The 19,225-nt window shown below is 72.6% G+C and carries 17 protein-coding genes and 2 pseudogenes; 12 read left to right on the top strand and 7 right to left on the bottom strand.

Annotation, left to right across the window (positions count from 1 at the left end):
• Nucleotides 1–12: 12 nt before the first annotated feature.
• Nucleotides 13–1,608, bottom strand: a pseudogene (locus OG927_RS26810) (ABC transporter substrate-binding protein).
• Nucleotides 1,609–1,777: 169 nt separating this feature from the next.
• On the opposite strand from OG927_RS26810, the gene OG927_RS26805 reads away from it, so the two are divergent.
• The 4 genes and pseudogenes from OG927_RS26805 to OG927_RS26790 all read left to right on the top strand — a co-directional run bounded on the left by OG927_RS26805 (nt 1,778) and on the right by OG927_RS26790 (nt 5,250).
• Nucleotides 1,778–2,509 (top strand): FadR/GntR family transcriptional regulator, encoded by a 732-nt coding sequence (locus OG927_RS26805; protein ID WP_056792001.1) that lies wholly within the window; start codon nt 1,778–1,780, stop codon nt 2,507–2,509.
• 166 nt (nt 2,510–2,675) lie between these two features.
• Nucleotides 2,676–3,677 (top strand): acetylxylan esterase, encoded by a 1,002-nt coding sequence (locus OG927_RS26800; RefSeq protein WP_330320901.1) that lies wholly within the window; start codon nt 2,676–2,678, stop codon nt 3,675–3,677.
• 81 nt (nt 3,678–3,758) lie between these two features.
• Nucleotides 3,759–3,980: pseudogene (locus OG927_RS26795) on the top strand (NEW3 domain-containing protein); the annotation flags it as partial.
• 97 nt (nt 3,981–4,077) lie between these two features.
• Nucleotides 4,078–5,250 (top strand): FAD-dependent monooxygenase, encoded by a 1,173-nt coding sequence (locus tag OG927_RS26790; RefSeq protein WP_124280742.1) that lies wholly within the window; start codon nt 4,078–4,080, stop codon nt 5,248–5,250.
• An 88-nt stretch (nt 5,251–5,338) separates the two neighbouring features.
• Here the strand turns inward: OG927_RS26790 and OG927_RS26785 are convergent, their stop codons facing one another.
• Nucleotides 5,339–6,028, bottom strand: coding sequence for a FadR/GntR family transcriptional regulator (locus OG927_RS26785; RefSeq protein ID WP_056791992.1), 690 nt, complete (start codon nt 6,026–6,028; stop codon nt 5,339–5,341).
• 155 nt (nt 6,029–6,183) lie between these two features.
• Between OG927_RS26785 and OG927_RS26780 the strand changes: the two genes are divergently transcribed.
• From OG927_RS26780 to OG927_RS26765, 4 genes are read left to right on the top strand one after another with little or no spacing between them, the layout of a single operon-like run.
• Nucleotides 6,184–7,143: a dihydrodipicolinate synthase family protein gene (locus OG927_RS26780; protein WP_056791990.1), complete on the top strand. Its 960-nt coding sequence runs from the start codon at nt 6,184–6,186 to the stop codon at nt 7,141–7,143.
• Nucleotides 7,140–8,084 carry an ROK family protein gene (locus tag OG927_RS26775; RefSeq protein ID WP_330320900.1) on the top strand — a complete coding sequence of 315 codons (945 nt, stop codon included), beginning with the start codon at nt 7,140–7,142 and terminating at the stop codon, nt 8,082–8,084. Before OG927_RS26780 ends, OG927_RS26775 begins: the two co-directional genes overlap by 4 nt.
• Complete coding sequence (locus OG927_RS26770) at nt 8,081–8,761, top strand: N-acetylmannosamine-6-phosphate 2-epimerase (RefSeq protein ID WP_056791987.1); 681 nt, start codon at nt 8,081–8,083, stop codon at nt 8,759–8,761. Before OG927_RS26775 ends, OG927_RS26770 begins: the two co-directional genes overlap by 4 nt.
• A 41-nt stretch (nt 8,762–8,802) precedes the next feature.
• Nucleotides 8,803–10,281 carry a sialate:H+ symport family MFS transporter gene (locus OG927_RS26765; protein WP_330320899.1) on the top strand — a complete coding sequence of 493 codons (1,479 nt, stop codon included), beginning with the start codon at nt 8,803–8,805 and terminating at the stop codon, nt 10,279–10,281.
• Between the two features lie 15 nt (nt 10,282–10,296).
• On the opposite strand, the gene OG927_RS26760 is transcribed toward OG927_RS26765, so the two are convergent.
• From OG927_RS26760 to OG927_RS26745, 4 genes are all read right to left on the bottom strand, one after another.
• A complete protein-coding gene (locus tag OG927_RS26760; RefSeq protein WP_056791983.1) occupies nt 10,297–10,755 on the bottom strand; it encodes a MaoC family dehydratase in 459 nt (152 codons plus the stop codon).
• 25 nt (nt 10,756–10,780) lie between these two features.
• Nucleotides 10,781–12,124, bottom strand: a complete 1,344-nt coding sequence (locus tag OG927_RS26755) for an MFS transporter (protein ID WP_209469450.1) — start codon at nt 12,122–12,124, stop codon at nt 10,781–10,783.
• 120 nt (nt 12,125–12,244) lie between these two features.
• Nucleotides 12,245–13,471, bottom strand: a complete 1,227-nt coding sequence (locus OG927_RS26750) for an acetyl-CoA C-acetyltransferase (RefSeq protein WP_330320898.1) — start codon at nt 13,469–13,471, stop codon at nt 12,245–12,247.
• Between the two features lie 108 nt (nt 13,472–13,579).
• Nucleotides 13,580–14,476, bottom strand: a complete 897-nt coding sequence (locus OG927_RS26745; protein WP_056791975.1) for a LysR family transcriptional regulator — start codon at nt 14,474–14,476, stop codon at nt 13,580–13,582.
• A 155-nt stretch (nt 14,477–14,631) separates the two neighbouring features.
• Between OG927_RS26745 and OG927_RS26740 the strand changes: the two genes are divergently transcribed.
• From OG927_RS26740 to OG927_RS26725, 4 genes are all read left to right on the top strand, one after another.
• Nucleotides 14,632–15,549 (top strand): CoA transferase subunit A, encoded by a 918-nt coding sequence (locus OG927_RS26740; RefSeq protein WP_199862764.1) that lies wholly within the window; start codon nt 14,632–14,634, stop codon nt 15,547–15,549.
• A 50-nt stretch (nt 15,550–15,599) separates the two neighbouring features.
• Entirely contained in the window at nt 15,600–16,379 is a 780-nt protein-coding gene (locus OG927_RS26735) for a CoA-transferase subunit beta (RefSeq protein ID WP_056791971.1), read from the top strand.
• Between the two features lie 59 nt (nt 16,380–16,438).
• Nucleotides 16,439–17,980, top strand: a complete 1,542-nt coding sequence (locus OG927_RS26730; protein ID WP_330320897.1) for a 3-hydroxyacyl-CoA dehydrogenase — start codon at nt 16,439–16,441, stop codon at nt 17,978–17,980.
• A gap of 99 nt (nt 17,981–18,079) precedes the next feature.
• A complete protein-coding gene (locus tag OG927_RS26725) occupies nt 18,080–18,484 on the top strand; it encodes a VOC family protein (RefSeq protein ID WP_330320896.1) in 405 nt (134 codons plus the stop codon).
• On the opposite strand, the gene OG927_RS26720 is transcribed toward OG927_RS26725, so the two are convergent.
• The gene (locus tag OG927_RS26720) at nt 18,412–19,182 is read right to left on the bottom strand and encodes a DUF6597 domain-containing transcriptional factor (RefSeq protein WP_330320895.1); all 771 of its coding nucleotides are present in this window, start codon (nt 19,180–19,182) and stop codon (nt 18,412–18,414) included. The two genes, OG927_RS26725 and OG927_RS26720, sit on opposite strands and share 73 nt — an antisense overlap.
• Nucleotides 19,183–19,225 lie beyond the last annotated feature (43 nt).

Genomic DNA, 19,225 nt, shown 5'->3' with positions numbered 1-19,225 from the left:
ACCGGCGGGGGGTCAGGCGCGGCCGACGTCCACGAAGGACAGGCCCGTGGTGGGCAGCGGCTCGAAGCCGGACAGGGTCTTCTCGTCCCAGGCGGTGGGCAGCTTGCGGTGCAGGATCGGGTAGAGCGCGGCCTCGTCGGCGACCAGGTCGGTGACCTGGCCCCAGAGCTGCTTGCGCGTCGTCTCGTCGGCGGCCTGTGCGGCCTTGTCGAGGGTCTGCCTGACCTGCTTGTACGCGGCGGACCCGGCCCATCCGTAGCGCTTCTCCGGCCAGAAGCCGTAGTAGAACCAGCGCATCAGGAGGTCGGCGTCGTTGCCGAAGACGGACGGGTCGCCGGGCGCCACGAGTACCTCGAAGTCGCCGCTGTCGATCTTGGCGTACTGGGCCGGGGACTGGGCGATGTCGAGGGTGACCTACACGCCGGCCGCGGCCCAGCTCTCCTTGAGCAGCGGGGCGATGTCCTTGACCCAGCCGGTGTCCGTGGTCAGGACGGTGAAGGAGAGGTTCTTGACGCCGGCCTCGGCGAGCAGCTTCTTCGCCCTGGCCACGTCGTGCGTGTAGACGGTGGAGGCCTCGTGGTAGTCCGGATGGGTCTTCGGAACGTAGCCGGTGGCGGCTGCCGCGTTGCCGACCATCGCGGTGGAGATGATCTTCTCGGTGTCCAGGGCGTAGTGCAGGGCCTGGCGGACCCGCTTGTCGGCGAACCGCTTGTCGGCGGTGTTGAACATCAGGAAGAGCAGGCCGAAGGACTGTACGGACTCCGTCTTCGTGGTGGCGGAGAGCCGCTTCACGTCGATGTACGGAACATCCTCGATGGCCTGGACGCGGCCGGACTCCATGGCGCTGACGCGGGCGGACTGGTCCGACATCAGGCGCCAGACCATCTTCTTGGCCTTGGCCGGGTGCGGGCCGTTGTACTTGTCGTACTTCTCGAAGACAATCTTGTCCTCGCGGGTCGCCTCGATGAATTTGTACGGCCCGGAGCCGACCGGCTTGGCGTCGAATCCCTTGACGTCCGCCTCGACGATCTTCTTCGGCACGATGCGGGCGACCGCGATGCGGGAGGGGAAGAGCGCGAAGGCGTACGTGAGCTTGAACTCGACCGTCTTCGCGTCGACGGCGGTGATCGTGTCGATGAAGGGGACGAACTGCGCCATCAGCGACGCGTTCTTCTCGTCGAGGATGCGTTCGAAGCTGAACACGACGTCCTCGGCGGTGACCGGCGATCCGTCGTGGAACGTCGCACCGTCGCGGAGGGTGGCCCGGTAGGTGGTGGCGTTGATCTTCTTGGGCATCTCGGTCGCGAGCGCGGGGCGGGCCACCAGGGTGGCCGGATCGAGATCGACGAGGCCCTCGAATATGTGCATGTTGGCGGCGTACGGGGTCGCACCCGAGGTGATCATCGGGTCGAATCCGGTCGACAGGGGGTACGACAGACCGGCCTCGATGGTGCCGTTGGCGTCGCCCTCGCCCGCCGCGCCGTCCGCGGTCGAGGTCGGCCCGCCGCAGGCGGAGAGGCTCGCCGTCAGGGCGGCGGCCGCGCCGAGGGCACTGGTGTATCGCAGGAAGGTGCGGCGCTCGACGCCGGCTGGCCTCAGCTCGGGCACGGGTCCTCCAAGGGACGTTGAGGGAGCGGGATGGGACTGGACGGGGTGCCGCTCGGTGATCGCGAGGGACTTCCGATCACCGAGCATCAGACGTCAGATGTCTGATGCCTTGATAGCGTGGGAACGTAGCTTGACAATCGAGAGGGGTCAAGAGGTGGGGAGTTCACATATGTCCGGCATCCGGTCCGGCCGGACGCTTCTCCGGCAGGAAGTCGTGGAGGGCATCAAGCGCTACATCCTGGAGAAGCGGCTGCGTCCGGGCGACCCTCTGCCCACGGAGCCCGCGCTGTGCGAGGCGCTCGGAGCGAGCCGTTCCAGCGTCCGCGAGGCGGTCAAGATCCTGCACGCCCTCGACATCGTCGAGGTGCGCCACGGGCACGGCACCTATGTGGGCCGACTGAGCATGTCAGCCCTGGTGGAGAGCCTCACGTTCCGCGGGCTCCTCTCCCCCGACGACGACTTCCAGGTGATGGCCGACCTGGTCGACGTGCGCGAACTCTTCGAGCGCGGCATGGCCGATCGGATCCTCTCGTCGCTCACCCCGGAGCAGCACGACCGGCTGGACGGCCTGGTGGCCACCATGCGCGAGACCGGGGCCGGCGACGGCGACGGCTTCGTGGCAGCCGACCGGGCCTTCCACGCCCTGCTCGTGGCCCCGCTCGGCAACGACCTGATCGGCCAGCTCACGATGGCCTTCTGGGACGTGTACACGATCGTGGCGCCTCATCTCGACGGGTTCACGCACGCCGACGAGACGGCGACGATCGCCGCCCACCAGAACATCGTGGACGCCGCACGGGCCGGTGACACCACCGCCTTCCTGAAGGCGATCGGCGAGCACTACTCCCCGGTCAGACGGCGGATCGCCGAAGCCCGGGCGCGCAACGGCATCACTCCCTGACCTCCTCCACCCCCCACGTCCCGGCCGGGGCGGGCCTCCGTCCGCACGGGGCCCGCCCCGGCCGGCCCCTTGACGACCGGCCGCAGCGATCCCTAAAGTCCGTTTAGCCCCAGGACATCAGACGTCTTCTGTCCTGTCGCGTTCCGACCTCCAGGAAGGCACCGCCATGCCGTCGGCCGATCTCCCGCTCCCGGACTGCCGCGCCTTCCGGCCCGAGCTGCCGGTGCCCGTCGACTTCGACTCGTTCTGGGCGCGAACCCTGGGCGACGTGCCACCCGGAGGCCGGGACAAGCCCGGTGTCACCCTCGTCGACACCGGGCTCACCCAGGTACGCACCTACGACGTGGCCTTCGCGGGCCACGGCGGGCAGACCGTACGCGGCTGGCTGCGGATGCCCACCGGGGCCACCGAACCGCTCGGCTGCGTCATCGAGTTCCTCGGCTACGGCCGTGGCCGGGGGCCGGCGCACCAGGACTTGTTGTGGGCCTGCGCGGGATACGCCCACCTGGTCATGGACACCCGCGGGCAGGGCTGGTCGGCCGCGTCCGGAGCGACGGCGGACCCGGATCCCGGGGCCGCCGGGGCGGTCCCGGGCTTCGCGACGCGCGGCATCGAGAGTCCGGACACCTACTACTACCGACGGGTGTTCGTCGATGCGGTCCGCTGCGTCGAGATGATGCGCGGGCACCCCGAGATCGATCCGGCCCGCGTGGTCGTGACCGGGATCAGCCAGGGCGGCGGCATCGCGCTGGCGGTCGCCGGGCTGGTTCCGGGACTGGCCGGAGTGATGCCGGACGTGCCGTTCCTGTGCAACATCCCCCGCGGGGCGCGGGTCGGCGGGCTGCCGCCGTACACCGAGATCGCCTCCTACCTGCGGCTCCACCACGACCGCACCGACATGGTGTTCCGCACCCTGTCCTACTTCGACGCGGCCCTGCACGCCGCCCGGGCCACCGCGCCCGCACTGTTCTCCATCGCGATGATGGACGAGATCTGCCCGCCCTCCACGTGCTTCACGGCCTACAACCACTACGCGGGGCCCAAGGACCTCCGCGTCTACGAGTTCAACGGGCACGAGGGCGGCGGCGAACACCACCGTGCGGAGCAGCTGGCCTGGGTGCGTTCCCTGTTCGCCGGCCTGTCGGCCGGGCGGACCGCCACCTCCTGACGGAGGGCCGGCTCCTCGATCGACACCGGGTGCGCGCCCGTTGCACGCGTCGGCCCGTCGCGCCGCCCCCCTCTCCGCACCATGGACGTGGCCCGCAGTGCCGGGACCCTCGACCTCGCGGTGCCCGGCGGCTGGACGGCCGAGCGGGTGGCGTTCCCCGCGACGCGGCCGGGTGAGGGCGCGAACATCAAGGTCCCGGTCACCGTCCCGGCCGGCGCCTCCGGGGACGCCGGGCTCACCGCGACCTACAGGTCCGACGGCAAGCAGGCCTCCGGCAGCCGGACGGTGACCGTGACGCCGTGACACCCGGTCCCGGAGGAGGTGTTGCGCCCCCGGTCCCGCCGGACCGGCTGCGACGATGGGGACGGCATCTTCCGGTACGAGGACAGGTGGCAGGGGCATGGCGGCGACAGGGTTACGGATGGGTGTGGTCGGCGGCAGCATCGCCGGGTGCGCGATGGCGATCGCGGGGACCCGGGCGGGCGCCGACGTCACCGTGTACGAGCGGAGCGACGGCGAGCTGCAGGACCGCGGCCTCGGAATCGTCATCCCGCCCGCCCTGCACGGAGAGCTCGTCGCCCTCGGCTATCTGGACGCCGCGATGCCGACGGCCCCGGTCACCGAGCACGTCTGGCTGACCCGCTCGCCGGGGCGCGGCCGGACCCGTGAGATCGCCCGGCAGCCGAGCCCGGTCACCCCGTGCAACTGGGGGCGGCTGTGGCAGTCGTTGCGGGAGAACGCCGGCGGCGCCCGCCATCACCGGGGGCGGCCCGTCGTCTCCGTCGAGCGGGCTGCCGCGGGCGGCGCCCTGGTCCGTACGGCGGCCGGCGAGGCGGTGTACGACATCGTCGTGGGGGCCGACGGGCACCGCTCGTTGACCCGGCAGGCGATCGCACCGGGGCTGCGGCCCTCACCGGCCGGGTACCTGGTGTGGCGCGGCACGATCCCGATGAGCGTCGTGGCGGGCGCCCCGCGGCAGCTGGAGCTGCTGCGGAAGGCATGGATCACCCTGGGTTTCCCCGGCGGACACGGCATCTTCTACCTCATCCCGGGCGTGGCCGGGACCGATCCGGACGACCGGCTGCTGGCCTACGCGATCTACTTCCGCGGGCCCACCGGGGCGGGGGACCCCGCGCCCCACGTGCGGGAGATCGCCGAGGAGCACTTCCCGGACGAGTGGGCCGACATCGTGGCCCGGGGCGAGCACGCCTCTCTGGTGTGCCACCCGGTCACCGACCTGCACGCCCCGCGCGCGGCGGATCCGCCGTTCGTGCTCGCCGGTGACGCGGCGGGCATCACCCGGCCCCACACCGCCAGCGGGGCGGTCAAGGCACTCCAGGACGCGCTCTGCCTGGAGGGGGCACTGGGCGCCTGCGCGTCACCGGCCGAGGCCCTGCTGCGTTACGGGACCGAACGCACCGCCGAGGGATCCAGGCTGGTGGAGCTGGGGCGTCGGCTGGGTGCGGCGCAGGTGGAGCGGACTCCCGACTGGGGTGCGATGGGGCAGGCGGAGGTGGACGCCTGGTTCCGCGCCGCACTGGCCGGGACGAAGAGCTATCTGTACGAGGGCTGAGGCCGCCGCCGGCCTGCGGCGCCCGGGCCGCGCCGGCACCCCGCCGGGCAGGCAGGACGCACCCGGGACCGGTGCGCCCGAGGACGCGTCAGCCCTCGGCCCCCAGCCGGGCGCGGACACCGTCGAAATGGGTGCGCATCGCGCGGACCGCGCGCGCACCGTCGGCCGCCGCGACCGCCTCGGCGATCTCGTGGTGCTGGGCGACGGTGGTCGCCGGGTCCTGGTGGCCGTCGTCGAGGTCCTCACGCACCTGGTCCATGGCCGCCCAGAACGCGTCCAGCACCTCGCTGAGCAGGTGGTTGTCGAGTGAGGCGTAGAGCGCGAGGTGGAAGGCCCGGTCCGTGGCGCGGCCGACGCGGCCGGTGCGGGCCTCCGACTCCATGGTCGCCACCAGTTCCCGCAGCACGGCCAGGTCCTCCGCCGGAATACCGGCGGTGACTGCGCCGACCAGTCCCGCCTCCAGCGCCTCCCGCACCTTCATCAGCTCCAGGAGACCGGGCTCGCCCTGCCGGTGCCGGACGGCGGCGCGGAAGGCGAGGCCCTCCGCGAAGGGGGACAGGGAGAGCGAGCCGACGAAGGTCCCGAAGCCGCGCCGGATCTCGACCACGTTCATCGCCTGGAGCGCCTTGAGCGCCTCGCGTACGGACACCCGGCCCGCGTCGAAGAGCTCCATCAGCTCCGCCTCGGTGGGCAGCGGGTCGCCGGGGCCGAGCCGGCGCTCCAGGATGAGTTCCCTGATCCGTCGCTCGATGTCCTGAGCCATGGTGGGGCGCGCCACAACGTCCTCCTGGGGTGGTGCCGGCCGCCGGTGCCTCTTGACCGCCCGCCGGGGCATCTGTTTAAGGTGAGTCAGACATAGGACATCTTACGTCTCATGTCACGGTCCCGGCCGCGCGGCCCCGGACCGGATTCCACCGAGCTGGAGCCCTCACCATGTCTCTGACCGCACCGCTGCACGGCGTCGTACCGCCGGTCTGCACCCCGCTCGACCGCGATGGGGAGGTCGACACGGCATCCCTCGCGCGGCTCGTCGAGCACCTCGTCGGAGGTGGCGTGCACGGGCTGTTCGCGCTCGGTTCGACCAGCGAGGTCGCCTACCTCACCGATGACCAGCGCGGCACCGTGCTGGAGACCGTGGTCAACGCGACCGACGGCCGGGTCCCGGTGCTGGCCGGCGTCATCGACACCACGACCGCCCGGGTCGTCGAGCACGCCAGGACCGCCGCCCGCCTGGGCGCGGACGCCCTCGTCGCCACGGCGCCCTTCTACACCCGTACGCACCCCAAGGAGATCGCCGGGCACTTCCGCCGGCTGCGCGCGGCCGTGGACCTGCCGCTCTTCGCGTACGACATCCCGGTCGCCGTGCACTCCAAGCTGTCCGCCGCACTGATCCGCGAGCTGGCCGAGGACGGCACCCTGGCCGGTCTCAAGGACAGCAGCGGGGACGAGGGCGGGCTGCGCCGGCTCCTCGTCGGGCTGGGCGGCCGGGACGGCCGGGCGCGGGGGCCCGCGCCGCACTTCAGCGTGCTGACCGGCTCCGAACTCACCGTGGACGCGGCCCTGCTGGCGGGAGCCGACGGCGTGGTGCCGGGCATCGGCAACGTGGACCCGGCCGGGTACGTACGGCTGTACGACGCCGCGCGCGCCGGTGACTGGACGACCGCCGCCCGGGAGCAGGAGCGGCTGATCGAGCTGTTCGCCATGGTCGACGCCGGCCCGGAGGCCGACATGGGCCGCAGCTCGTCGGCGCTCGGCTCCTTCAAGGCGGCGCTGCGGCTGCTCGGTGTCATCGACGACGGTGCCACCGTGTTCCCCCAGATCCAGCTCTCCGCCGAGTCGGTCGCGCTGGTCTCGCAGCGGCTGCGCGGCGCCGGTCTGCCGCCGGTCCGATGACCCCGTCCGCCACCGGCACTCCGGTCCTCGGGCTCGATCTCGGCGGCACGAAGATCGCCGCTGCGCTGTTCGCCGCCGACGGCACGGTGCTGGCCCGGCTCACCCGGCCCACCCCGGCGCTCGACGGTGCGGCGGCGGTGCTCGACGCACTCGCCGCGGCCGCCGCCGCGGCCGACCCCGGCCGGCTCGCCACGGCCCTCGGCATCGCCGCCGCCGGGGTCGTCGACCCCCGCACCGGCATGGTCACCAGCGCCACCGACTCCATACGCGGCTGGGCGGGTACCGCGCTCGGCACCGGGCTCGCGGACCGTACGGGGCTGCCGGTGGCCTGCGACAACGATGTGCGGGCCACCGCCGGGCCGGAGCTCGCGGCCCTGCCCGGCACCCATGGGTCGCTGCTGTTCACGGCGGTCGGCACGGGGGTGGGCGGCGCCGTCGCCGTCGCCGGCAGGATGCTGCACGGCGCCTCGGGCATCGCCGGTCACCTCGGTCATCTGCCGGCCGCCGAGGCGGCCGGACTGCCCTGCACCTGCGGCGCCACCGGGCACCTGGAGGTCATCGCCTCCGGTCCGGGCATCACCGCCCACTACGAGCGCCTCGCCGGTACCTCGGCGGACCGGCTCGAGACCGTCGCGTCCCGGGCCGCCCTGGGCGACGAGGCGGCGGTCCACGCCATCACCACCGGCGCGGCGGCCACCGGCCGCGTCCTCGGCGGGCTCGCCAACGCGCTGGGCCCCGACCGGGTCGTCGTCGGTGGCGGGGTCCCCCGGATCGGCGCGCTGTACGGGGACGCCCTGGCCGCCGCGTTCACCGCCGAACTGATGCCGCCGCTGCGCGGACTCGTCCCCGTTCCGCCGCTGTTCGGCCACGACGCGGCCGTGCTCGGCGCGGCGGCCCTGACCACCACCCTTCCCCTCCACCACCCGGGAGTTCTCCGATGAGCGCACAGGACCTGACCGCCACCCTCCGCGGCCGGCTGATCGTCTCCTGCCAGGCACCGCCCGGCGACCCGATGCGGGACACCGCCACCCTCGTCCGGCTCGCGCGGTCGGCCGTCGCGGGCGGCGGCGCCGCGATCCGCGCCAACGAGCCGGCGGTCGTCGCCGCGATCAGCGCGGCCGTCGACCTGCCGGTCATCGGCCTGTGGAAGGACGGTGACACCGGCGTCTACATCACGCCGACGGTCCGGCACGCCCTGGCGGTCGCCGAGGCCGGTGCGGCCGTGGTCGCCGCCGACGCCACCGACCGGCCGCGGCCCGACGGTTCCACCTTCGCCGAGCTGGTGAGCGCCGTGCACACGGCCGGTGCGCTGGTCATGGCCGACGTGTCCACGCTCGCCGAGGGCGTGACCGCGGCGGCGCAGGGGGCGGACTTCGTCTCCACGACCCTGTCCGGCTATGTCCCGGGGACTCCCGAGCAGACCGGCCCGGATCTCGATCTGGTCACATCCCTCGCGGCCGCGATCGACGTCCCGGTCGTGGCGGAGGGGCGCATCAACTCCCCCGCGGAGGCCGCCGAGGCACTGGCCCGCGGCGCCCACAGCGTCGTCGTCGGCACCGCCATCACCGCGCCCACCGCTCTGACCGCGCGTTTCGTGGCCGGCCTCACCCGGCCCTGACCCGCCCCACCACGCGGGACGGCCGGCCACCGTCCCGCATCATGGAGTGCACCGTGCAGACATCACCCCCCACGCTCCCCTGGTACCGCGAGGTGAGCCGTACCCAGTGGAAGTCGTTCTTCGCCGCCTGGATCGGCTACGTCCTCGACGGCTTCGACTTCGTCCTGATCACGCTCGTGCTGACCGAGATCAGCGACGACTTCGGCCTGAGCACGGTGCAGGCCGCCGGCCTGGTCTCCGGTGCGTTCATCACCCGCTGGCTGGGCGGCGCCGTGCTCGGCGCCATCGGTGACCGGTACGGCCGCAAGCTGTCGATGGTGCTGAGCATCATGCTGTACTCCCTGGGCACGTTCGCCTGCGGATTCGCCTGGGACTTCCACAGCCTCTTCGCCGCCCGGCTGGCCATCGGCATGGGGATGGCCGGGGAGTACAGCGCCAGTGCGACGTACGTCATGGAGAGCTGGCCGGCCAGGCTCCGCAGCCGTGCCAGCGGCTTACTGATCTCGGGCTTCTCCGTCGGTTCGGTGCTCGCCGCCCAGGTCTACACCTGGGTGGTGCCGTCGCTCGGCTGGCGGTGGATGTTCTATCTGGGCCTGATCCCGATCGCGGTCGCGCTGTGGATGCGGCGTGCGCTGCCGGAGGCCGGGGAATGGGCCGACGCCGTCGCGGACGAGGAGTCCAGGCCCAGTCCGTTCCGGCCGCTGTTCATGACCCGGGGACGGGCCGTGGCCAACACGGTCCTCGTCGTGGCCGCCACACTCTCCCTGTTCCTGATCTTCGTACCGGGCGGTGACGGCCTCGTGCCGGTCCTGTCGGTGGTGGCGGGCCTCGCACTGGCCGCGTTCGCGGTGCAGCTGGGCGGGAAGCGGAGCCGGCTGCTCTACGTGTCGATGATCGTCACGCTGTTCTTCGCGTTCCTGTACTCGTGGCCCATCCAGGCGCTGCTGCCCACCTATCTGAAGACCGAGCTGGGATACAGCACCGGGCAGGTCACCGACGTCCTCTACTTCGCGGGCTTCGGGACCATGGCCGGCTGCTGGGCGGCGGGCTTCCTGGGCGACCGGATCGGGGCGAGGAAGGCTTACGCACTGACGCTGCTCGCCTCGCTGGCCTTCGTCTACCCGGTCTTCGCGGTACGGGACAACCTCCTGCTGCTGGGCTGCCTGCTGTTCCTGCTCCAGGCGACGAGCTTCGGGATCTCCGGTCTGCTGCCGCGATACATCGGCGGCCACTTCCCGACCACGAGCCGCGGCGCCGCGCTGGGCTTCACGTACAACGTGGGGGCGCTCGGCGGGGCCGTCGCTCCGGTCCTCGGGGCACATCTGGCGTCCGGGATGGATCTCGGGCAGGCGCTCGCCGTACTGACGTTCGCGGGCACGGTGATCGTGGTGCTGCTGATCGGCTTCGACGTGCCGGCACGGCTGAACCGGCTGACGGACCCCGACGGCCCCAGGGACCATCTGGCCGCACCGGCCCCCGCACCGGCCCGGGAGCCGGAGACCGCGGACCGGGCCGGGTAGTGCGGTCGCGTCGGCCTACGGGTAGAAGTGCGTCAGCGACTCGGCGACGCAGGCCGGCTTCTCGGAACCCTCCAGCTCGAAGGTGAAGGCCCGGGTCATCCGTACGCCGCCCCGCGCGACCTCCGTCACGCCGGTGACGGAGGCGTGCAGCCGCACGCGGCTGCCGACGGGGACGGGCGCCGGGTAGCGGACCCGGTCGACCCCGTAGTTGAGCGCGCGTCCCACCCCGCTCACCTGGAGCAGTTCGCCGAACATCGGGATGCCCCAGCTCAGGACCATGTAGCCGTGGGCGATGGTGCGCCCGTACGGGCCGTCCGCGGCGCGGGCGACGTCGGTGTGGATCCACTGGTGGTCCCCGGAGACGTGGGCGTAGGCGTCGATGAGCTCCTGGGTGACCTCCTTCCAGCCGGAGTGCCCGAGGTCGCGCCCGCCGAGGGCGAGGATCTCCGGGATGCCGTGCACGGTCAGGGGCATGATGTGGTCCGTTCTGCTCGCGGGGTCAGGCGGAGACGGGGGCGGTGCGCGGAGCGGCGGCCGGCTCGGCGGCCAACTCGTCGTGGTTGGGCCGCTTCAGCAGGAGGAGCATGCAGCCCAGGGTCAGCGCCACCTGGAACACCGCGTACGCGATGACGGCGGTGATCGAGCCCGTCCGGTTGAGCAGGAACTGGCCGATGATCGGGGTCGTCCCGCCGAGGAGGGTGCCGCACAGCTGGTAGCAGAGCGAGATGCCGGTGTAGCGCAGATGGGCGGGGAAGCGGCTGGCGAGCATGCCGGCGAGGGCCGCGTAGTAGAGGCAGTGCGGGATGGTGGCGACGGCGACTCCGAGCATCGCGAGGCCGTAGTCCCCGGTGCTGATGAGGACGAACATCACCGGCATCAGGATCAGCTCGGGCACCAGCATCACGGTCACCGCGCGGGACCAGCTCTTCATCCGGGTGGCGATGAGCGCGCCGAAGGGCTGGACGACGATCTGGGTGACGTTGGCGACGAGGATGATCGTCAGGAACGAGCTGCGGTCGAAGTCGAGCGACGTGGTGGCCCAGGAGAGGGCGAACGTCGACTTGAAGTACGTCGCCGACAGGCCGATCGTGCAGGCGCCTATGCCGAGGACGATCAGCATGGGGTGGCTGCGCAGGACCTCGGTCAGCGGGAGCTTGACGACTTCCTTCTTCTCGATGAGCTTGGCCATGGCCGGGGACTCGGCGACCTTCAGCCGGACCAGCAGTCCCACGATGACGAGGGCGGCGGAGGCGAGGAAGGGAACCCGCCAGCCCCAGGAGACGAAGGCCTCGTCCGGCAGTTGGCTGATGGCGAGGAAGCTCAGGGTGGAGAGGGTGTTGCCGACGGGCGAGCCCTGCTGGGCGAACGCCCCGTACAGCACCGACTTGCCCTTGGGCGCGTGCTCGGAGGCGATCAGGACGGAGCCGCCCCACTCCCCGCCGAGGCCGATGCCCTGGATCATGCGGATGCAGACCAGCAGGATCGGGGCGGCGATGCCGATGGAGGCGTAGCCGGGCAGCAGACCGATCGCGGTGGTGGAGACGCCCATCATCAGCAGGGTGATGACGAGGGTCTTCTTGCGGCCGAGGCGGTCGCCGTAGTGGCCGAAGACGATGCCGCCGATCGGGCGGGCGAGGAAGCCGACCCAGAAGGTGGCGAAGGCGACCAGGGTGCCCAGGGGGCCCTCGAGTTCGGGGAAGAAGACCTTGTCGAAGACGAGCGCCGCCGCGGTTCCGTAGATGTAGAAGTCGAACCACTCGATGGTGGAGCCGATGAAGGCTCCGAACCCGGCGCGGTTGGCGGCTTTCGTCTTCTCGCGTGCGGTTGCGGTGGACGCACTCATGGGTGGCTCCCGTGAACATCGTTGATCAAGCGGATGAGGGCATGGCGGACCGGGGCGTCGCCCGAGACGCCCTGGGTCGCGCTGAGGAGGGGGCGGAGCAGAGGGGGACGGGGAGGGAGGTCAGGCGGTGACGCGCTCGAAGACGGCGGCGAGGCCCTGGCCGCCGCCGATGCACATGGTCTCCAGGCCGTAGCGGGCCTCGCTGCGGTGCATCTCGCGGGCGAGCGTGGCGAGGATGCGGGCACCGGTGGCGCCCACCGGGTGGCCGAGCGAGACTCCGGACCCGTTGACGTTGATCCGCTGCTCGTGGTCCTTCTCGCCGAGGCCCAGCTCCCTGGTGCAGGCCAGGACCTGGGCGGCGAAGGCCTCGTTGATCTCGATCAGGTCGAGGTCGGCGAGGGTGAGCCCGGCGCGGCCGAGGGCGGCGAGGGTGGCGGGGACGGGCCCGATGCCCATGGTGGCGGCGGGGACGCCGGCGCGGGCGAAGGAGACGAGCCGGACGAGCGGGGTGAGTCCGAGCCGTTCCGCCGTGGCGGCACTGGTGACGAGGCAGGCGGCGGCCGCGTCGTTCTGACCGCTGGCGTTGCCCGCGGTGACGGTCGCCTCCGGGTCGGACGCACCCATGAGGGGGCGCAGCGCGGCGAGTTGCCCGGCGGTCGTGTCGGGGCGGGGGTGCTCGTCGGCGGTCACGAGCGTGTCGCCCTTGCGGCTGCGTACGGTGACGGGGACGGTCTCCGCCGCGTAGCGCCCCTCCTTCACGGCGCGGGCGGCGCGGGCCTGCGAACGCAGGGCCAGGGCGTCCTGGTCGGCGCGGCTGACGGAGTAGGCGCGGCGCAGGTTCTCCGCGGTCTCGATCATGCCGCCGGGCACGGGGTGGTTGACGCCGCCCGCGGTGACCCGGCCGCGGGCCAGCGAGTCGTGGAGCTGGAGGCCGGGGCCCTTGATGCCCCACCGGCCGTCGTGCGTGTAGTAGGGGGCGGCGCTCATGACGTCGACGCCTCCCGCGATCACGACGTCGCTGAACCCGGCCCGGATCTGCATGGCCGCGTCGAGCACCGTCTGGAGGCCGGAACCGCAGCGCCGGTCGATCTGGGCGCCGGTGACGGAGGCGGGGAGTCCGGCGTCCAGGGCGGCGACGCGGCCGATGGCCGGGGCGTCGGACGTGGGGTAGGCGTGTCCGAGGATCACCTCGTCGACCCGCTCGGGGTCGATCCCGGTACGGGCGACGACCTCGGCGATGACGCGTGCGGCGAGCGCGGCGGGCGTCTGCCGGGCGAAGGCTCCGCCGAAACGCCCGATGGGGGTGCGCAGCGGTTCGCAGATGACGACATCGACATGGTCGGGCACGGCGGAACACCTTTCGGCGGTTTCGGGTGTGTGGGGTGACCTTCGCACTGGATCACTGAGTCGGTCCAATATCGAGTTCACCGGTCTTCGAGACGCTGCGCGTCTCAATCAGGCTCCGGGTGTGGGCAGGGCCTCCTCGGCGACCGCGAGCACCGCGCGGAGGGCCGGGGACGGGTTGTCCGCTCGCCAGGCCAGTGCGGCCTGGCGCCGGATGGGCGGGCCCGCGAGGGGCCGGTAGACCAGCCCGTTCTGCTGGATGTGCCGGCACGAGGAGACCGTGAGCGTGACCCCCACCCCGGCGGCGACGAGGGCCAGGATCGTGTACGAGTCGGGCGCCTCCTGCACCACGCGCGGATTGAAGCCGGTGGCCTCGCAGGCCTCGACCATCGCGTCGCGCACCGTGGATCCGGCGTTGGCGGGGAACGAGACGAAGGGTTCGTCGGCGAGGATCCCGATCGGGATGCTCTCCAGTGCGGCCAGTCGGTGGTCGGAGGGCAGCGCGCACAGCAGCTCCTCCTCCTCGATCACCCGGTGGGCCACGCCGGGCTGGGTCACGGGGAGCCGGACGAAGCCCAGGTCGAGGGAGCCGTCGGCGACCCGGGACAGGGCCACGTTGGCATACGTCTGCCCCTTCATGACCAGCTCCAGAGCCGGGTGAGCCGCCCGCACGGCCCTGGTCAGCTGGGGCAGCGTCTCGTGGCTGGAGGCACCGGCGAAACCGATCGTGACCCGCCCGTACTCCCCGCGTCCGGCGGCCTTGGCGGCCCGTACGGCGGTGTCGAGATCCTCCAGGACCGCCCGTACGGGTTCGAGGAACGACTCCCCGGCGCCGGTGAGCCGCACGGAGCGGGTGTTGCGCTCGAAGAGCTGGACGCCGAGCTCCTTCTCCAGCTGCCTGATCTGCTGGCTGAGCGGCGGCTGGGCCATCTGCAGCCGTTTGGCCGCCCGGCCGAAGTGCAGTTCCTCGGCCACGGCGGTGAACGCGGTCAGATGACGCAGCTCCATACGACTGTCCATTCATTAGCCAGCGGTCTGGATGCGACCTTAATTTGGTATTGGACAGCAATCAATGCCCGCTGACACGGTGGTGCGGACCAGCACACACCTCGCCGAGGAGCACCGTGGAACGGACGGACACGGCCGACGGGCCCAGCAAAGTCATGTCGATGAGGGAGGCCGTCGCCGCCTTCGTGCACGACGGCTCCACCGTCAGTCTGGAGGGCTTCACCCACCTCGTCCCGACCGCCGCCGGGCACGAGATCATCCGTCAGGGTCGTCGGGACCTCACGGTCGTCCGCATGACGGCGGACATCGTGGTGGACCAGATGCTCGCCGCGGGCTGTGTCTCGCGGCTGGTCTCCTCCTTCGTCGGCAACTCCTCCGCCGGTTCGCTCGGTGAGCTCCGGCGCAGGATCGAGCGCGCGGACCCCGAGCCGCTCGCCTTCGAGGAGTACAGCCACTACGGGATGGTCTGCCGCTACCTCGCCGGTTCGCAGCGGCTGCCGTTCTATCCGCTGCGCAGCTACGGCGGCAGCGATCTGCCGTCCGTCAACAGCGCGCTGCGCAGGATGACGTCGCCCTACCCGGGCCCGGACGGCGGACCGGAGCAGATCTACGTCGTTCCGCCCGTGAACCCGGACGTGACGATCATCCACGCGCAGCGCGCCGACCGCAGGGGCAACACCCAGATCTGGGGCCTGACGGGCATCCAGGCGGAAGCGGTGTACGCGGCGGACAAGGCGATCGTCGTCGTCGAGGAGATCGTCGGGGACGAGGTGGTCCGCTCGGACCCCAACCGCACGCTCGTCCCCTCGCACGCGGTCGACGCCGTCGTGGTGTGCCCGCGGGGCGCGCACCCGTCCTTCGCGCAGGGCTACTACGACCGCGACAACGACTTCTACCGGGCCTGGTCGCACATCAGCAAGGACCCGGAGCGGCTGCGGGCATGGCTGGCGGAGTGGGTGTACGGGACGGCCGACCACGCCGCGTACGTCGCCAAGCAGGGTGAGGAGTTCTGGGCGGGGCTCGCGGTCGGCGAGGCGCTCAGCGAGCCGGTGAACTACGGACGGCGGCTGTGAGCACGGACGACAGGACCGCGCGGGACCACGGACCACGAGAAGGAGCGGCCATGACCACCACCACCGAGCCGGACGCCGTCACGTCCTCGGAGCTGCTCTCCGTCGTCGCCTCCCGCGAACTGGCCTCACGCCGAACCGTGTTCGCCGGGATCGGGCTGCCGACCCTCGCCACCGAGCTGGCGCGTCTGACGGTCGCCCCGCAGATCGAGGTCGTGTACGAGTCCGGGGTCTGCGGCGCGCACCCCTCGCACCTGCCGGAGACCATCGCCGACGCCGTGCTGATCTCGGGTGCGGAGGCCGTGCTGTCCATGCCGGCGCTGTTCGGCTGCGTCCTGCAGGGCGGTCACATCGACGTGGGCTTCCTGGGCGCCGCGCAGATCGACCGGTGGGGAAGCCTGAACACCTCCGTGATCGGCGACTGGGAGAGCCCTCGGGTGCGGCTGCCCGGTTCCGGCGGCGGTATCGAGGTGATGGCCAACTCCCGCGAGGTCTTCGTGGTGATGCGCCGTCACGACCCCCGGTCCTTCACCGGGTCCCTCGACTTCTGCACCACGCCGGGGCCTGACCGGGCGCTCTCGGAGGGCATCCGGCCGCTGGGCGTGGGCGTCACCCGGGTCATCACCGAGCTGGGGATCCTGGCCCGCGGCGGCATCGGCGAGGAGTTGCGGCTGATCGCCGTCCACCCGGGTGTCACGGTCGAGCAGGTCCGGGAGGCGACCGGCTGGGACCTGAAGGTGTCCGACGAGGTCGGGACCGTACCGCCGCCGACCGCGGCGGAGCTCCGGCTGCTCCGGGAGGACGTCGACCCCGGCCGCGTCTATCTTCGCTGAGAACACCGCCCCGGTCCCGGGGCTCTCCCCGATTCCCTCCCGAGAGGACCGCAACTGCCATGCGTATCAGGATCGTCGGCGCCGGAGCCATGGGCCGCGGTATCGCCCAGTGGGCGGTGACCGGCGGACACACCGTCGAGCTGTGCGACGTCCGGCCGGAGGCGGTGACGGCGGCCGTCGGCTTCGTGCGGTCCATGCTGGAACGCGCCGTGGAGAAGGGACGGATGTCCGCCGGGGAGCGGGACGCGGCCCTGCGGCGGCTGGTCCCGCTGGACGATCCCTGGGCGCAGGGTCCGGACGTCGAGCTGGTCGTCGAGGCCGTGCGGGAGGATCTGGACACCAAGGCCGAGGTGTTCGGGAAGCTGGAGCAGGCGCTGCCCGCCTCCGCCGTCTTCGCGACCAACACCTCGTCCCTGTCGGTGACCGCGATCGCCGCCTCGCTCACCGACCCGACGCGGCTGGCGGGCCTGCACTTCTTCAACCCCGTACCGCTGATGCGGATCGTCGAGGTCGTGCCGGGTGCCGCGACGCGTCCGGAGATCCCGCCGGCCCTCACCGCGCTGGTCGAGAGCTGCGGCCACCGCGCGGTCACGGTCGCCGACACCCCGGGCTTCCTGGTGAACCATGCCGGACGCGGCCTGGTGACCGAGGCGCTGGCCCTGCTGGAGGAGTCGGTGGCCGGCCCCGCCGACATCGACCGCATCGCCCGGGACGTGCTGGGCCTGCGGATGGGCCCGTTCGAGCTGATGGACCTCACCGGGCTCGACGTGACGGCGGCCGTGATCGACTCCATCTGGCAGGGATTCCGCCACGAGGACCGGCTCCGCCCCTCGTACCTGACCCCGAACCGGGTGACCGCGAAACTGCACGGCCGCAAGACCGGGCAGGGCTGGTTCGCGTACGGCTCCGAGGCGCCGGGACCGGACGCGGAGCCGCCGGTGACGGGCGACGCGGACCGGCCGCTGTTCATGGCCGGCCCGGCCGTCCCCGGCTCCGCGGCGCTCCGCGAGGCCCTGGCCTCCGCCGGGGCCGCCGTCGAGACCGGCGCCGTTCCCTCGGCCGGGGCGCTTGTGCTGGTCCCGGTCTGGGGGACCACGGCGGCGGCCGCGGTCGCCTCGCTGGGGCTGCCCCCCGGGCGCACCTTCGGCGTGGACCCGCTGCCCGCCGCGGGCCGCCGCCGGGTGCTCGCGGTGACGCCCGCCGCCGACCCGGCCGCCGCGCGGGACGCTCGCGCGGTGCTGGCCCGCGCGGCGGACGGCGAGGAGCCGTACGCCGTGTCGGTGGTCCGGGACACGGCGGGCTCGGTCGCGCAGCGGCTGCTCGCCTCGGTGGTGTCCGTCGCTACGTCGATCGCGGAGCGCTCGCTCGCCGCCCCGGCGGACATCGACCTGGCGGTGACGACCGGGCTCGGCTACCCGGTGGGGCCGCTGGCCTGGGGCGACCGGATCGGCGCCGCCCGGATGCTGGAGCTGCAGCGGGCCCTGCACACCACGACCGGCGACCCGCGCCACCGCCCGACCCGCTGGCTGACGGAACGGGCCCAGCTGGGCCTGCCGCTGACGGACCCGGGCACCTCACCGGACGCCTGCACGGACCGGTGAACCGTGCGGGCGGGCGGCCCCGGACGGCTGCCCGCCGTGCCCGCGCGGATGACCGTTTCCTACAAGACGCCCCCGGAGCCGCCCGCATAGGTTCGGACCATGACTCCACGACTTGACGCGATCTCCGTCACCACCGCCGACATGGCCGCATCCCTCTCCTTCTACCGCCGCCTCGGACTCGACATCCCCGCCGACGCCGCGTCCGCACCCCATGTGGAGGTGGCTCTCCCGGGCGGACAGCGTCTGATGTGGGACACCGAGGACGTCGCCCGCTCCATGGACCCCGGCTGGACCCCGGCCAAGGGCGGCGAGCGGCTCGGTCTCGCCTTCCTCTGCGACAGCCCGGCGGAGGTCGACACGGTGTACGCCGAACTGACCGGCGCCGGGTACCAGGGCCACCTCGAACCCTGGGACGCCGTCTGGGGGCAGCGCTACGCGGTCGTCCTGGATCCCGACGGCTGCGCCGTGTCGCTCTTCGCGGCGAGCGCGCCGGCCGGCCCGTAGCCCAGTCCGGCCAGGTAGCCGCCGAGTGTTGTACCGGCCAGGTCCCGCACCTCACGGGCGAGGTGGGACTGGTCGGTGCAGCCCGCCGCGTACGCGGCCTCGGCGTACGGCGTCCCCGCCCGTACGAGGGTCAGGGCCCGCTGCAGCCGCAGGACCCTGGCCAGCGTCTTGGGCCCGTAGCCGAACGCGGCCAGGGAGCGCCGGTGCAACTGGCGCGCGCCGAGGCCGGCGGCACCCGCGGTGGCCGCGACGGAGTGCCCCTGCTCCAGCCGGCCGGCGACGGACACCATGACCGGGTCCGGCGGCGCCGCGGCGGCCGCCCTGCCGAGGACGACGTCCTCCAGTGCGGCGGCCGGGTCGGCGGCCTCCGCCATCCGCTCGCCGAGCCTGCGGGCCTCCGCCCCCCTCCAGAGCGCGTCGAGGGCGACCCGCCGGTCGCGCAGTTCGTGCGCCGGTACACCGAGGAGGGCGGGCCCCGTACCGGGGGCGAAGCGGATCCCCGCACGGAGTCCGTCGCCGGTGTCGGCCACCGTGACGGCACGGGTGTCGGGCCCCGCGACGAGCAGGTGCCCACCGGCCCAGATCAGGTCCATGCAGCCGTCCGGCAGCACCGGCCGCTCGGGCCCGCGGGGCCCCTGCCAGGTCCAGACGACCGCTCCGCCCCACCCCGTCGGCCGCTCCGTGTACCGCCCGCTCATGACCGCAAGATGAGAAGAGAGGTCCTCGGGGCTGCCGGGTTCC

Origin of the sequence: Streptomyces clavifer (genome assembly GCF_036345975.1) — a bacterium.
GTDB lineage: Bacteria > Actinomycetota > Actinomycetes > Streptomycetales > Streptomycetaceae > Streptomyces > Streptomyces clavifer.
This window is presented reverse-complemented; position numbering and strand designations above follow the sequence as displayed.